A 14,023-nucleotide genomic window follows, 5' to 3' on the forward strand; every position below is an offset into this window, starting at 1 on the left:
GTGCAGCGCGCGACAGTGTGCGCGCCGTGACTCACCATGCCTGGTCCCGATCCTCACGACGACACGAGTCGTGACTACGAACAGTTCGAAAAAGCACAGCTCGCCCAGGACCGCGACGCCGCCGGCGTCGACACGGCGGACATCGACGACGCGACGGCCCAACGGCTGGTCAACGACCTCGTCGACGCGGAGGTCGTCACTCCGGTTCCCGAGGACCACGTTCTGGTTCACGAGCCGAGCGGCGCCGCATTCGACTCTTCGACGCAGCTGGCCGTCTTCCACCGTGGCTGGACGGCCGGCCGCGACGCCGACGCGGAGGGAGAGTGATGCAGCAAACGCTCGTCGGCTGTGCGTTCTGCGACGCTCCGCCCGGTACCGAGACTGGCGAAGCCCACACCTGGGGACAGGACGAACGGGTCACCCACCCGATCTGCGTCGACTGTGCGATTCAGACGGAGCCGAATCCCGAGGAGCGCGATCACGTCGCCTGTGACGGCTGTGGCCTGGTCGTCGACACGCTTGCGGCGCTCACCCGGTTCCGGGTGGAACTCGGGCACCTCGAAGGACCGTTGCAGCTGTGCGCCCGCTGTAGTCCGGGCGGGCTCGCGACGTACTGGACGCGCGACCTGGAGGAGCATATGGTTGAGCAGTAGTTAGCTTCTCACCCGATAGCCCCGCGCACCATCACGTTGAAATACGCCGATACACCTAATACACTCACCGACAAAGAAATACATATGCCCATCGACATCGAGACCTTCGAAGCCTCCCCCGAGGATCACCTCCAGCGCTCCGGGGAGACGAACGCGGACCGCGTGATGCGCTTCCTCGCTGCGCACCCTGACCAGGCGTTCACGCAGAGCGAGATTCGCGACGCAACTGACGTCAAAGCAGGGAGCATCAGTGTCGTCCTCTCCCGCCTCGAAGACCGAGGGCTCGTCCGGCACAAGGGCAATTACTGGGCGCTCGGTGAGGTCGATGATGTCGCCGCGTACGCCAGCATGCTCGAGAGTACGCGAGCGGCCAACGACCGTTTCGGTGAAGAGGACATAGACGAATGGTTGGAGCACGCTGTCGACGACGAGGACGAGGCGACTGAATGAGCTATCAGCGTGGGGATGTCGTCTGGGGACCTGACCCGTTCAAGTCGGGAGAGAACCCTCGTCCGTGGCTGATTCTCAACAACGACACGCATCCATTCGGTGACGAGGAGTATATGACGGTCACACTCACGACGACACCCCACGACGAGGGGATTCCCCTCGACGACACCGACTGGGTCGAGGGCGGGATGCCTCGGCAGAGTTACGCCTCGCCGTGGGCCATCGCGTCGCCGAAGCACGCCGCGATTGTTCGACGCCAGGGCCGCCTCGAGGAGTCGTTCGTCCAGACCGTCGTCGACGCACTCGAAGCGTATCTCGAATCACCGACCGAGGACTGACCGATCACACGACCGTGTACGACGTCCAAGAACGAACTGGCAATTCCGCGCATCCATCTGTCGACAGGGTTTGTGAGCGGCTGCTCGACCGTGCGGCTACTCCGCGAACGGATCACCCGGATGCACATCTCGATGAAACGATGGCCACGGTTGTCGATCGATACGGGGACGCAGTCGTCCAGGCGGTCATCCGTCGGATCCTCGTCGACGGCGTCCCGTTTCGGACGGCTGCTGCAGATCACGATGTGGCGGCACTGGATGGTGTTCGGATCGGAACTGTCGCAACACAGGTTCTCCGTGAACTGAACACGGACTCGTAGGCGTCTTTGAAAGCCCTCGGCCGCTCGACGTCCCGCGACCGCCGCTGCGCGCCTCGTGCCTGCGGTGCTTGCGGGGTCGGGGGACGATCGAGACGGCCTCGCCCTTTCTGAGTCCGCCAGGACTGTAGATGGCCCACCGAGCGACCTAGCCGGCTGGACAGGTGCGTACGTGACGGCCCGCCCCGCTCGCCGCTGCCGCCCTCCGCGTCGCTCGCGACCGACCATTCCGGGCGTGCGGGCGCTCTCCGCACCGCCCGCGCCCGTTCCGGGCTATAATGAATCTGGTCTCGACGCCAGCGGGTAAGCGCGAGGGGTTGCGCGGCGTGGCTGCTCACCCCCCACGCTTACTCCGCTGGCCGCTCGCTCCGGGCGGGTCGGCGCGCGGTGCTGGTTGGGGTCACCTCATGCAGGCGCGCTCTCGCTCGCGCCCGGTAGGGCGCTCGCGAAGGCGCGAGCGAGAGCGCGCAGATGGTTCTGTCGGTCGTTGTCGTCGGAAAACCGCGATGTAGTAGCATCGCGGTGTCGGCGCGTGAGCGCCTTCAGTGGTACCTTGGTGTGATACCAATGTCTAGTAACAACGCAAGCGGAAAGGTCGTTTCGGTCGATGAACAGGCATTCGAGAAAGCGGGCGGTCAGACGATCGATGAAGACGGCTTCCCGGTCGTCGACGAGACGCCGGAGTTCGAGGCGGCGGTCGAGCAGGAGACGCAGGCGAAGGTGGATGCGAACCACCCGGACGGGATCGCGGACACGAGCGAAGACCGGATTCACGGCGTCACCCTCGAACAGGAAGAGCGCATTCGGGCGCGGGAAGCCGAACTGGAGCGCATCAGTGCCCAGGCCGAGCTGGGAACGCAGGAGGGCCGGGAACAGCGCACGCGAGAAGTCGTCAGCGAGCTGTGTGGCCGTGACGAACCGGCGCCGGCGGAGCGCACGGATCCCCGTGAGAAGCTGACGCAAGACGTACTCGCGAAGGTGAACAAGCAGGCGATGCGGATCAGCGACGAAGTGAAAGGCGGCTGGTCGAGAGCGGTCGTCGCGAAGCAGCTGGCCGAGAAGGTGGCACGCGGTCGGGACGTCACGAAGGCGGTGCTGGAGACCCTCGAGGAACTGAAGGCAGCGCCGGGGGCGATCGTGCCCATCGCGGACGTGCCGGACGTCCCGGTCGGTGAAGTGACGGTCGAAGGAACAATCGAGACCCTCTGGGAGCCTTCCTCCTCAAGCATCCAGCAAGTCGGGCTGATAGCGGATGATAGCGGGAAAATCAAGTTCACCTGCTGGGAGAAATCCGGGCAGACAGTGGTGCGTGAAGGTCAAAAGGTGCGGTTCCGGGCAGCAGCCAAGAACTGGTACGAAGGTCGGTGTTCAATCGCGCTGACCGGGTGGTCCCGGATTGAGTTCCCGGAGCGCGGTCGGTGGTGGGAAGAATAGCCAGTCGGGGCGATCCTCTTTTTTTGCTGTGTGCCGGACCGGCCCAGACCCCGCCGCCCCACCCTCCGCTCCGTGCTCGCTTCGCTGCGCGCGCAGCCACGACCGGTCATTGAACGAAAACGAAGTGATGTAGTCTACCTTTTTAGTGCGAATATCGAAAAAGGGACTTTGAAGCCGGTACCGTATTCTAACCCAAATTAATTACTCCGGAGGACCTCCGAGGCGATTACACCAAGGTATGTCTATAGGATTCACTCGCCGTCTCGTCGAACTCTTGTGGTTTGGACGGCAATCAGCCGTCATTGCTCAGACATTAGTTGCAACAGTTCCTATCATTATCACACTCCTCCTCGGTCAACAGCCAGTCTTCTTCCCTTCCTACACAACCTATCAGTTGACTATTCTTCTTGTAGTGGCGGTAAGCGTTACTGTGTCTATCAATTTCTGGCTCTTGTCCAGGGCAGGAGCGAGTACGTATTCCCCACTCCTACATTCCCCCAACTATATTCTCAAATCAGTAGTTCTCAATCTTCTTGTCGGGTGTGTGATTGTATATATCGGATATCTTCTCTTGATATATCCAAAGACAGAGCTTATCATCCCCACGAATGATGACCTCTTGGCGGGGGGTATACTGTCATCGATATATTCAGTCCTGTTGGCTGGTGCAAATGCCACAGCTTCCTTATCAAGGACGGACAAAAACAGGAAGAAAAATTTGATTGACAGATTTCTCTCGGAGTGTCAAAAGCTACAGTCCTCAGCAAAGGGGGCAATCGAAGCAGACACCGACGCTATCGACGGGGCCGTACTCTCACTCAAAACTGAGTTCTCTAACGAGCCTATGCATGATGCCTTGGAAGTTGAGCAACGTCTTAATGAGTGGTATGAGGAATTTCAGAAGTATAACACAGGCGGCCAACGAAAAATGGTTGGTGCGGATGTTGGTTCGGTTACTGAAATGAACGAAAAGTGGGAGACACTCAGTGAACAATATCAGTTTGTGAGGAAGCAATTAAGTGACATGCAGACCTCGGCCTTTAACAGCGTCACAAATGGCCAACAGAGCAACGATTGACCCTGTCGAGGAAGGCGAAACTGTCGAATTTCATCCGGAAGGAGTTGCTCTGTTCACGCCGAATAGTTCGTGCTATGGGATGTCGCTTTCCGAGATCGTGAATGAGGTACAACCACACGTTACCAATTACGGAGATAGTGTGATTCTTGAGCCTCATGCTGGGTGTCTCTCTCAAGCTATTGAAGGAGGAATTGATGACCACCGTCTTCTATACGAGAACAGCATCTGGCTGATCGACTGTGACTGTGTAGTTGAACAAGACTTATTCTCGGACTTCAAGTACCTCATACGCACGTTTCCGTGGGAAGGGAATGTCATAATCTGGGTGGACTCTCAGATTCACGATTTAACCGATGCCGATGAGACCGAACTTGAGACCTTCTCAACTAAGCCAGACATTGTCTATAGTGAGCAACGCCTACTCACTAAGGTTGAAGACTACTTGGAGTACAGCGCTAACCCCACCTTTGGCTGTGGGAGCATCATCGAGTGGAGGAATGAAGTTCATCGAATCCAGAACAGCCTAGGATAATGTCACGAAACTGGAGAGCCCCCGAACGAGTGGGCGAGCAACTCGGTCTCTCAGGCGACGATCTCTCCAGCTTCTTGTCCATTATTCGCGAGGTCCATCAGGAGCAACGAAACGCAGACTCATATGATCTCAGCAATGATTATTTTGAGTTTCTCAACAGCGAGGTCTTCTCTCATCATCGTGTGGTCGGATATCTTCAAGAAAAAGATATTGCGGAAGAGACGATAGCCACGTTTCGGGAGGGCGCCGTTGATATTGAAGGTGCGTTCGACTCCTCGTATAAACTCAAGTACAGGCTTGACCAGATCGTGGACTTCGTACTTCTCATTAAATTGGTTCGGGATTACCTCGATTACACGGGGAACGACAGTCTGGAGCCAAGCAACCGTCTTCATTATTTGGTGTACCTCACGAACAACGAGCTAAAGGAAACACCAGTCCATTCCGCCCGCCACCAACGGACAGACCTTGGCTCGTTGGAGTTCACGGGTTATCGGTACACATTCCGCAAAAAAGAGGACGGACTACACTCGACACGGCTCTCTCGTGACAAGGACAGGCTACTAGCTTGGACGTTGTTTGAACAAAAAGTGAGCAATGAGTACGACCCAAATCAGTACACGCCATTCGAACTCCAGTTGGGGAGTTCTGGGGAGATGATTACAATGAGGTATAATTCAAAATTCGATGGGCTGAGGAAGGCAGAGAGTGACCTACTTCGAGAATGGGTCATCAGTCAAAGAGACATCATAGAGCGTTTCGGGGATATGCCAATCGATGAACTAAAAGACCATGTCACAAGCATTAATGAGTTTTCTACGACCCCGAATGGTCGCGTGCTACTGACTGGACGTCCTCGGTTCTTCGATCCTGAAGAGGGGGATATACTCAGTACTATTGCAGGGGGGATGCAAATTGCCTGAATTGAATCCTATTGAAGAAATTGAGTCCCGTCTTGAGGATGAAGAATCACTGGACGAGGAGCAGGTAGACGAGTTTCTGGACTTTGTCTCCGAACACTACTCTGAACTCTCATACGGACCGAGATCGGTGAAGCTGCGAAGTTTGTCAGCCCAATCATTCCAGAACATTTCAAGCAGATCTGTCTATTTCGGTGGAGAGAGTAAAATCATCCATGGGTTGAATTCGCAAGGGAAGACTAGTTTCATAAATGCGATACAGTTCAACCTCCTTGGACTCCCAGATGACAAGCAGGCCCACCGAATGACGGAGTTGATTCGAGATGGGGCCGACGAATTGTATACGCGCGGAGAGTGGGTTACCAACACCTCGTCATTCCTGATAGACAGGAGCATGACGAGGCGAGGTCGAGGCGGGGGGCTGTATGACTATGATGAGCCTACTATCACAGAAACGTCGGGGGAAGATGTAGTTCCTCCTGAAGAGCGTGATGTTCCTCAGGATAGACATAACCAGCCGAGTGAGGTTTTCGAGCGAATAGGCATCTTGCCGTTCGTGAACCGAGGATACGAAGTCTATGAATTGATGTCACTGTATTTCCTGATGCCACACGACTTCCTCCACTTCCTCAATTGGTCGAAAGCACCTGAAGTGATTGACATCAGTTTCGGAATCTATCTTACAAACGTACTAAATGCAATCGAGAATTGGCGGGAACAGGAAGCCGATATCTCTAATGAAATGGCGGAGGCCCCGAGCCAAATTGAGCAATTGGAACATGAGTTAGAAGACGCTCGGGAGAGACTAACTACGTTTCAGCGTCAGAGAGAACAGCTGGAGAATCAAATAGCAAGCAAGACCGAACGTCTTGAATCGCTCAAACAAGGCTCAAATGCCGAAGAGCGGCTGAACGAACTGCGGTCACGTATTGGCGTCTTACAGTCTAAACGTGCCGACTTGAAGACGCAGCGGGCAGAAAAAGTCTCGGAGCTGGGGGAAACTGAGCGTAAGATCCAGCGATACGAAGACTCCGAGCTGATTGACGATATCGGAGATATCGGTGAAGAACTTCGCTCACTGATGACTGTACCAGACCGATGCCCTGTCTGTACGAATACAGTGGACGGTACGCAGCGTGAGCGCCTTCTGCGAGACCAGCAATGCCCTCTTTGCGATAAGGATGTTGATGATGAACTCATTCGTGTCGAAAAGGAGCATCAACCAGACGGTTCAGTATTCGACAGACGAGAAGAGCAGCGTGAGGAACTGGAGGAGTTAGAGGCACAGAGAGACGATCTTGAATACGAGATTGAGCAGCTAGAACAGCAGATCCAATCCACAGAAGAAGAAATTGAGGAGGTGAGGGAAGATATTGAGGAGCAGGACTTCGAGGACGTGATTCAGCAAAGAGAGACACTAGAGCAAGAAATCCGAGATCTCCGCGAAGAAGCGGCTAGTACCGAGGTTGATATCGAATCAACTGAGAATGACATAGAACGACTGGAATACGAACTCCGTGCCAACCACCATCTAGCCGACCTCTTGGAAGAGCGTAGAGAATTGGACGAAGCGCTGGAAACGTTACACGGCATCGTGTATAGAGTGAGGAAAGACCAGCGAAGGGAACTCAAAGCAAGGCTCCGTGAGGAGATGGAAGAAGAGATTCTGCCTAAGTTTGAGCGTGGGACTTTCGCCGAAGCGAGGGGCGTCACCTTTGATTCAGAAAACAACTTCCATTTCACGCTTCACTCTCCGGAACAACAGTTCAAATCTAATAGAGCAGAGCGTGAAACTGCTGAAGCAACGCTCCACTCATTACTCTTCCACTCGGCGGTACTGAACCTTCTCACAGAAGAGTCGAATGCACCGGCGATTCGGATGCTGACAATTGATTCTCCCATGACGAATGACATGGATGAGAACAATCGCCACGACGTGACTAACCTGCTTACGAGCCTCCCCGAATATCTGGACGAGTACCAGATAATCATATCTATGGCCGAGTCGGATTCGTCCCTCATGAGAAGGCTCGAACAGAGCCGCATCTCAATGAAGGAGTTCAGCAAAGCGGGGGAAGGCGACCGTGAGGAATCCGAGAGTATGGGAAGTGATGAAGAGAATTCTGCGGGCAGTGGGGTGGCTACCTAATATTCAAGATACGGATGTGTCGGTAAAGTGTCTCTAAGACTGCAAAAGACGAAGCGAAGATGGCCTGAATGATTCGATAAGTGAACTGCGCGACGACGAACATAAAGTAAAGTGTAGTAATCGCTGTGCCTGGATGATCTAGTTCACACACTCGACTAGCGTTTATTGCCCCCTCAATGGGTGAGGGGCTCGCTGTACTGGCGGGTTCCCGAAACACGGTGAGAACGATGGCAACTAGAGACATCTACGAGAGCGGATTCGACGAAGACGTCCGAACGGAGTCGAGCGCGAACCAATGTCCCGAGTGTGACGGCCGGGTCACCACGAACACGGTCGAAACGGTCTGCGAGGACTGTGGCCTGGTCATCGACGAACAGCGCATCGATCACGGGCCGGAGTGGCGGGCGTACGACGACGAGAAGCGCGAGCGAACGGGTGCTCCACTCACTGCGGCCCGCCACGATCGCGGCCTGTCGACGGAGATCGGTCGCGGTACCGACGCGAAAGGGAACGAACTCTCGGGGCAGAAGCGACGGCGACTCGCGCGGATGCGCCGTGAGCAGACCCGGGGGCGCTGGCGGTCGAAAGCGGAACGAAATCTCGCCCACGGACTGGGCGAGGTGCGTCGGTTGGCGAGTGCGCTCGAACTCTCTGATTCGGTCCGCGACCAGGCGTGTCAGCTCTTCCGGAGCGCTCAGAACGAGGATCTGCTTCGGGGCAGATCCATCGAGGCCATCGCCGCGGCCAGCGTCTACGGAGCCTGCCGGTGCAACGGCCTCTCGCGGTTGGTGGGCGAGGTCAGTGAGATGGCCCGCGTCGCGGAGTCTCGAGTCACGAACGCGTACAAAACGCTGAACGAAGAGCTGGGCCTCCCCGCTGAACCCGTCTCCCCCAGCATGTTCGTGCCGCGCCTCGCCTCGGATCTCGAGTGCGCGGACGAGATCCGACAGCGGGCCCGAGCCCTCGCGGAACAGGCCGAGGAGCGCGGCGTCACGACGGGCGTCCATCCGGCCGGGTTCGCAGCGGCCTGCCTCTACAAGGCCGGTCGCGAAGAGGGGCGATGGTTGACGCAATCCGAGGCCGCGGACGTGGCGAACGCCTCGAAGGCGACCGTCCGGGCACACCGGGATACGTTGGAGGAACAGGTCGCCTGAGGCAGCCTACTGTTTCTCCGTCTGTATTGCATATCGTTCGACCCACGCTACGATTTAAACACGAAGACGAGCGAAGTTCTCTGTAGACTACTCTGTAAGCTAACCCACCTAAAGAGGCGGACTTTCACCATGGACTCCCGCTCTAACCGAATCTGGTACGGGTTTGACCCCGTTCGCGTTCAGCATCCCGGTGTTCAAGCGCACGCCTACGGGTGCGCCTCCTTCGCCGCCAGTTTGGTTGCGAAGGAGTCGATAGCCGATGTTCTTCGCTGCGTTGTAGTCCGCGTGGTTCTCGTATCCACAGGACTGACAGCGGAAGGTGTCCTGCGACGGGCGGTTGTCCTCGTGGGTGAACCCACACGACGAGCACCGTCGGGACGTGTTCTTCGGGTTTACCTGCTTAACCTGAATCCCGCGTCCCTCGGCCTTGTACGAGACGTAGTCGTACAGACGATTGAATGCCCACTCATGGAACTGGCGGGCGTCGGGCATCCGATCGCGGATATCCGTCAGGTCCTCGAAGGCGATAACCGTACAACCACTCTCGCTCGCTTCAGCGAGGATGTCGTTCGCGATACGGTGAAGATACTGCTCGAAGCGCCCCGTCTCCTTGCGTCCGACCGCTTGGACGTTCTCGTGGGCCCACCGCGAACCACACTCCTGCAGCGATTTGCGGCGCTGGACGTACTCCGTTCGCCAGTGGTTGAGTTCGTCGGCAGACCAGAACGCGCCAGTCGAGGTGACGGCGATGTTCTCGATCCCGAGGTCCACACCGAGAACCGTTCCGTTCTCGGCCGGTTTGGGATCGTCCACGTCCGCCTTTGTTCGGACGTGGAGGTAGAAGTCACCACGGCGATAGTGGAGTGTCGCGCCTGTCGTCTCCCATCGTTCAGAACGCAGGTACTTCGAGTGGGGCGTGTCACGAGTCTTGTCGGGCAAGACGTACTCGGCGGTGACACGCCCATCGACGGTAGACAACACGGCGTGGTCGTCATGGAACGTGGCGTTGCGCTGGTTGTATTCGCAGAACGGCGAGGAGAACGTCGGAATCGAAGCGTACTCGCCGTTCTTCCACTCGGCGACGACGCTCTTAAGCGCGTCAACAGCACGGTTACGAGCCGATTGGACGTGGTTGCTGTGGAGTCGCGTCTGCTCGCGAACCTCGTCATAGGTCATCTCATGCAGGACGGACGAACGGGTTTCAGCCCATTCGCCGTCCCACGCAGCGTCCACGACGTAATTGGCCGCCCACAGGAACTCGTCAATCGTCTCGTGAAGCAAGTCCGCCTGCTCGTCGGTCACCTCAAGTTTGACCGGGACAGTTCGACGGACCTCCATACAGCTCACAACTCGATCTATGCTTAAATGTATTAATATAGTCCGGTGGAGAATGGAGCCTTCCACCGACAACGGCAGTAGCGTAGGCAAGCGAACACACTCCTTCTCTCAGCTGCGGGGATCGGTTTCCAGAGGGTTGTATCTATGAACGGTCGTTACTCCGACTTTGAGGAACTACGGCCGACCGGCGAGGCGTCCCACATTCCGGACACGAGGCTGGACGACGGCTGTGAGGGTGCCCCCCGGCGGCAACGCGTCGCGACGAGCTCTGGTGGCTACCCCGATGCGCCGACGGTAACCGACGGCGAGTGCCGGTCCTGTGGGGCGTCAGTCCCAGACGGCCAGACGAAATGCCGGTTCTGTCTCTCTAACCATCTCGGAAGTGACGCCACTAGCACGAACGAGGCAGCGTCGACGACGTGCCTCGGCATCGTCCACCTGGTCGTCGAGTCGACCACGTTCTACGGCGCCGTGGCGAAGGGCGGCGCGGCGGCGAACCTCCTCTCCGCTAACGAGGCGGAGCCGGCCGTCGACGACTATACGCTCATCTACGATCTCGACGAGGCGCCGGCGCGCCAGCTGGCCGAGCAATGGCCCTCACTCCCCGACGCGGTACAGGTGTCGTCAGCGGAGGGAGAGCGGCTTCTCAGTGCCGCCCGTGACCGGACTGGGTGGCACGGGCAGGAAGCGCCGGAGCGTCAGGAGCAGGCCACGACGCGGCTCTACGACCAGCGTGGGGACGGCATCCGCGACGCGTCGCGTCTCGACGCGGTCCTCGACGACGCCGTCGACGCGGTGTGGCTGGTTCCAGCGATAGCGCTGACCGAATCCGCCGGCGAAGCTGGGGCTGATCGGCAGGCGTCGTCGGTACCGACGTCGCAGGAACTCGACTGTGAAACCTGTGGACGGGGGACCGACCATCGGTTCAAGACCCGCGAGTCGGTCCCGGATGCGGCGTGGACGGGCCAACCGATCTGGGAGTGCCGGGTGTGTGGCTCGGGTCGCTACGGGCCGAGTCCATCGACGCACCGTTCGTCTTAACCAACAAAATGGCTATATGATTCTCAATGTTGGTTAATAGGCGCACTCAGTTCCACAGCTACCCGCAGCCGGAGAGGTTTCTCTGCGCCGTGAATCGGCGAGGCGCTTCAAATGGACCCACGCAACACACCCGGATATCGACTGCATCGCTCACTCACCAATCTCAAGCGCATCGAGACGGCCGGACTCGACGACGCAGATCAGGAGCGGATCGAGGCAGCGAGAGCTCTCCTGCAGGACGTGAGTCTGCTCACCCAACCGCAACACAGCGGGGACGCCGATACACAGATCGAGTCCTGATCGACGTCGCAGGCCGGAATTCGGGTATCTCGTTCCAGAGGCTGTTTATTGCCCCCCAGAAGGGGTGCGGGGGAGAGAACCCCGAGGCCAACAGATGACCCACCTCACTGAACAATTCCATATTACCGAAAAGTAACAACGAAGGTGAATCACAAATGGACGACACGCTACGACGTACGGTACGAATCAAACTCGACGTACCCAGAGAACATCGTGGCGATCTCCATCAGACCAAGACTCAATTCCTCCACTGCGCTAACCGAACGAGCGAGTGGGCGTGGCGGTACGACGACGACTGTATCACCAGCAAGAGCAGGGCCGAAGAGGCCCTGTATGACGAGTTGAGGGAGGAAACCGAGCTCACCGCTAACCTCGTTCAGAAAGGTATTCGTCGCGCTATCACAGCCGTCAGGGCCGGCGTCGAGAAATTGACGCAGGGCAAGAAGACCAGCCAACCAAAGTTCGACTCGTGGAGCATCGTGTACGACAAACGCTCCGCGACGTTCAACGACGACCACGCTACCCTCTCGACGCCGAACGGAAGAGTCACCGCCGAATACGTTCTCCCACCTGAAAATCAGCGAGAGAACACGCCGTTCGGACGGTACTACGAGAGTGACAACTGGAATACGTCAAGTGCCACGCTCCAATATGACGAGAACGAGGACACGTTCTACCTGCAAGTTACGCTGAAAAATCCCGATTATGGGAGTGACGGACCGGAACGCCAAGAAAGCGAGTCATGTGATGATCTCCCCGAGAACGGAGTGGTTCTCGGCGTGGACTTGAACGTGACTGGCGCGTTCGTCGTCACCTCCACAGGCGAGTTCATTGGCAGTGCAGACTTCCTCACCCACAAGCGCGACCAATACGAGCAACGCCGCGGCTGCCTACAACAGACGGGTACTCGATCGGCCCACCTCACGATTCAATCTATTGGTAGTCAGTTCAGCGAGTGGTCATTAAACTGGCTCCACAACCAGGCCAACGACCTCATCGAGGAAGCCGGTGATGCGGATGTAGACGGGATTATTTTCGAGGACCTCACTCACATCCGCGAGAACATTGCGAACGGGAGCAAGTTCCAGCAGTGGGCCTACGCGAAGTTCGTGGAACTCGTTGAGTACAAGGTCGAATCTACTGATTTGTTCGTCGATTTCGTGAACCCAGCGTACACGAGCCAACGTTGCTCATATTGTGGGTGTACCCACGAGGATAATCGCGACGACAAGCAGTTCGAGTGCCGGTCATGTGGGTATGAGGTGAACGCTGATTACAACGCGGCGAAGAACATTGCAAACCGATACTGCAAGTATATCCATCGCGGGCAGAAGTCTCGCGGTGGATGGGCCACCAGTCAACTGGCCCTGAAGTCAGGGATGCTGAACGTGAATGGTGAATACACGCCTTCCGCCTAGCGCGGATAGAGCGGGAGTCCACTGACAAGTCTCTGGGCTTGACCCGGAGACGGTTGACGAAGTGCCGCTTTCCCATACTGCCAAACCAGTACGTCGTTCGCGACGGCGAAGTCCTCCACGCGGACCTCAGTTCCCCCGCCCCGATCGACGAGTAGCGTTGTTCGTCCCCCGGAAGGGGTGCGGGGCGATCCAGTCGCGGTCGCCCCGTGAGGTGATTGCTCGATGGGACATCGCGCACTCGTTGCGTATGAACGCACAGACGGACAGTACACGCTCCACTACAGCCATTGGGGTGCAGCGAACCTGAAGCTCAAGCACCGAATCTCGGCTGAGTCGCCGTTCGGTGGCGACGACGCCGACTCCAAGTGGGCGAAACAGCTGCTGGCTGAACTGGTCGATGGCCTCGAGGCAGATGCGGTCGACGGCTATCTCGCCGACGAGGATCGACCGTCGACGGTCGTCGAGCCGAAGCCCCGCGCCACCGGGCTCACCCTCGACGAGATCGTCGCTGACCATCTCGACTACCTCCACCACGAGGCGTTCTTCGTGGTGTCGACGACGTTCGAAGTGACCGCCTATCGGACGCTGTGGTTCGGGCTCCAGTACGAGTCGGAGACAGTCGAACAGGGGGAGACGGTCGGGAATGGCGCGCTCGCGACCGTTTGGTGGCACGACGGCGAGCCGGTCGGTGACGGCCACCTGCAGGGACAGTTCGCGGCCCTCAAAGACGTCGTCGGCGATATGCTCGACAAGGGCGTCTTCACGCCGTCGACGGCGAGGCAGTACCTGAAACGGAAACTCGCCGAGCGAGTCGGAGACCGACAGGAGCTGCTCATTCCGACCGGAGAATCACCCTTCGAAAAGGCGAGTCTGAACCACTTATAGTTGGCTCTGTTGAAAT

The 14,023-nt window shown here is 57.7% G+C and carries 16 protein-coding genes; 15 read left to right on the top strand and 1 reads right to left on the bottom strand.

What is annotated here, in order from left to right; genetic code table 11:
• Window positions 1-36: 36 nt before the first annotated feature.
• From P0592_RS19710 to P0592_RS19760, 11 genes are all read left to right on the top strand, one after another.
• Window positions 37-327 carry a DUF8069 family protein gene (locus tag P0592_RS19710; RefSeq protein ID WP_008458005.1) on the top strand — a complete coding sequence of 97 codons (291 nt, stop codon included), beginning with the start codon at window positions 37-39 and terminating at the stop codon, window positions 325-327.
• Entirely contained in the window at window positions 327-653 is a 327-nt protein-coding gene (locus tag P0592_RS19715; protein ID WP_276274201.1) for a DUF7558 family protein, read from the top strand. The genes P0592_RS19710 and P0592_RS19715 overlap by 1 nt, the downstream gene beginning before the upstream one ends.
• An 84-nt stretch (window positions 654-737) precedes the next feature.
• On the top strand, window positions 738-1,103 hold the full coding sequence (locus P0592_RS19720) for a MarR family transcriptional regulator (RefSeq protein ID WP_096396394.1): 366 nt from the start codon (window positions 738-740) through the stop codon (window positions 1,101-1,103).
• The gene (locus P0592_RS19725; RefSeq protein ID WP_276274202.1) at window positions 1,100-1,441 is read left to right on the top strand and encodes a type II toxin-antitoxin system PemK/MazF family toxin; all 342 of its coding nucleotides are present in this window, start codon (window positions 1,100-1,102) and stop codon (window positions 1,439-1,441) included. The genes P0592_RS19720 and P0592_RS19725 overlap by 4 nt, the downstream gene beginning before the upstream one ends.
• A gap of 14 nt (window positions 1,442-1,455) precedes the next feature.
• Window positions 1,456-1,761, top strand: a complete 306-nt coding sequence (locus P0592_RS20315; RefSeq protein WP_473092246.1) for a DUF8158 family protein — start codon at window positions 1,456-1,458, stop codon at window positions 1,759-1,761.
• Window positions 1,762-2,325: 564 nt separating this feature from the next.
• Complete coding sequence (locus P0592_RS19735) at window positions 2,326-3,192, top strand: DNA-binding protein (RefSeq protein ID WP_276274203.1); 867 nt, start codon at window positions 2,326-2,328, stop codon at window positions 3,190-3,192.
• Window positions 3,193-3,736: 544 nt separating this feature from the next.
• A complete protein-coding gene (locus P0592_RS19740) occupies window positions 3,737-4,270 on the top strand; it encodes a hypothetical protein (protein ID WP_276274204.1) in 534 nt (177 codons plus the stop codon).
• Window positions 4,248-4,802: a hypothetical protein gene (locus P0592_RS19745; protein WP_276274205.1), complete on the top strand. Its 555-nt coding sequence runs from the start codon at window positions 4,248-4,250 to the stop codon at window positions 4,800-4,802. The genes P0592_RS19740 and P0592_RS19745 overlap by 23 nt, the downstream gene beginning before the upstream one ends.
• 29 nt (window positions 4,803-4,831) lie before the next feature.
• Entirely contained in the window at window positions 4,832-5,725 is an 894-nt protein-coding gene (locus P0592_RS19750; protein ID WP_276274206.1) for a hypothetical protein, read from the top strand.
• Window positions 5,718-7,871 carry a hypothetical protein gene (locus P0592_RS19755; RefSeq protein WP_276274207.1) on the top strand — a complete coding sequence of 718 codons (2,154 nt, stop codon included), beginning with the start codon at window positions 5,718-5,720 and terminating at the stop codon, window positions 7,869-7,871. Before P0592_RS19750 ends, P0592_RS19755 begins: the two co-directional genes overlap by 8 nt.
• Before the next feature lie 227 nt (window positions 7,872-8,098).
• A complete protein-coding gene (locus P0592_RS19760; RefSeq protein WP_276274208.1) occupies window positions 8,099-9,025 on the top strand; it encodes a transcription initiation factor IIB in 927 nt (308 codons plus the stop codon).
• Window positions 9,026-9,133: 108 nt separating this feature from the next.
• On the opposite strand, the gene P0592_RS19765 is transcribed toward P0592_RS19760, so the two are convergent.
• Window positions 9,134-10,363 carry an RNA-guided endonuclease InsQ/TnpB family protein gene (locus tag P0592_RS19765; RefSeq protein ID WP_276274209.1) on the bottom strand — a complete coding sequence of 410 codons (1,230 nt, stop codon included), beginning with the start codon at window positions 10,361-10,363 and terminating at the stop codon, window positions 9,134-9,136.
• Between the two features lie 144 nt (window positions 10,364-10,507).
• Here P0592_RS19765 and P0592_RS19770 point away from each other — a divergent pair, with 144 nt between their 5' ends.
• From P0592_RS19770 to P0592_RS19785, 4 genes are all read left to right on the top strand, one after another.
• Window positions 10,508-11,404: a biosurfactant protein 1 gene (locus tag P0592_RS19770; RefSeq protein ID WP_276274210.1), complete on the top strand. Its 897-nt coding sequence runs from the start codon at window positions 10,508-10,510 to the stop codon at window positions 11,402-11,404.
• A 111-nt stretch (window positions 11,405-11,515) separates the two neighbouring features.
• A complete protein-coding gene (locus P0592_RS19775) occupies window positions 11,516-11,704 on the top strand; it encodes a DUF8012 family protein (RefSeq protein WP_089767350.1) in 189 nt (62 codons plus the stop codon).
• Between the two features lie 155 nt (window positions 11,705-11,859).
• The gene (locus tag P0592_RS19780) at window positions 11,860-13,122 is read left to right on the top strand and encodes an RNA-guided endonuclease InsQ/TnpB family protein (protein WP_276274211.1); all 1,263 of its coding nucleotides are present in this window, start codon (window positions 11,860-11,862) and stop codon (window positions 13,120-13,122) included.
• A 222-nt stretch (window positions 13,123-13,344) separates the two neighbouring features.
• Window positions 13,345-14,007 (top strand): DUF6735 family protein, encoded by a 663-nt coding sequence (locus tag P0592_RS19785; RefSeq protein ID WP_276274212.1) that lies wholly within the window; start codon window positions 13,345-13,347, stop codon window positions 14,005-14,007.
• Window positions 14,008-14,023: the final 16 nt, after the last annotated feature.

Source organism: Haloarcula litorea, assembly GCF_029338195.1.
GTDB classification, from domain to species: domain Archaea; phylum Halobacteriota; class Halobacteria; order Halobacteriales; family Haloarculaceae; genus Haloarcula; species Haloarcula litorea.

Bases quoted from the DNA above. Each gene is read 5' to 3' on its own strand.
- P0592_RS19785 (WP_276274212.1), top strand. From the start codon at position 13,345: ATGGGACATCGCGCACTCGTTGCGTATGAACGCACAGACGGACAGTAC.
- P0592_RS19710 (WP_008458005.1), top strand. From the start codon at position 37: ATGCCTGGTCCCGATCCTCACGACGACACGAGTCGTGACTACGAACAG.
- P0592_RS19735 (WP_276274203.1), top strand. From the start codon at position 2,326: ATGTCTAGTAACAACGCAAGCGGAAAGGTCGTTTCGGTCGATGAACAG.
- P0592_RS19745 (WP_276274205.1), top strand. From the start codon at position 4,248: ATGGCCAACAGAGCAACGATTGACCCTGTCGAGGAAGGCGAAACTGTC.
- P0592_RS19715 (WP_276274201.1), top strand. From the start codon at position 327: ATGCAGCAAACGCTCGTCGGCTGTGCGTTCTGCGACGCTCCGCCCGGT.
- P0592_RS19725 (WP_276274202.1), top strand. From the start codon at position 1,100: ATGAGCTATCAGCGTGGGGATGTCGTCTGGGGACCTGACCCGTTCAAG.
- P0592_RS19720 (WP_096396394.1), top strand. From the start codon at position 738: ATGCCCATCGACATCGAGACCTTCGAAGCCTCCCCCGAGGATCACCTC.
- P0592_RS19760 (WP_276274208.1), top strand. From the start codon at position 8,099: ATGGCAACTAGAGACATCTACGAGAGCGGATTCGACGAAGACGTCCGA.
- P0592_RS19780 (WP_276274211.1), top strand. From the start codon at position 11,860: ATGGACGACACGCTACGACGTACGGTACGAATCAAACTCGACGTACCC.
- P0592_RS19770 (WP_276274210.1), top strand. From the start codon at position 10,508: ATGAACGGTCGTTACTCCGACTTTGAGGAACTACGGCCGACCGGCGAG.
- P0592_RS19765 (WP_276274209.1), bottom strand. From the start codon at position 10,363: ATGGAGGTCCGTCGAACTGTCCCGGTCAAACTTGAGGTGACCGACGAG.
- P0592_RS19775 (WP_089767350.1), top strand. From the start codon at position 11,516: ATGGACCCACGCAACACACCCGGATATCGACTGCATCGCTCACTCACC.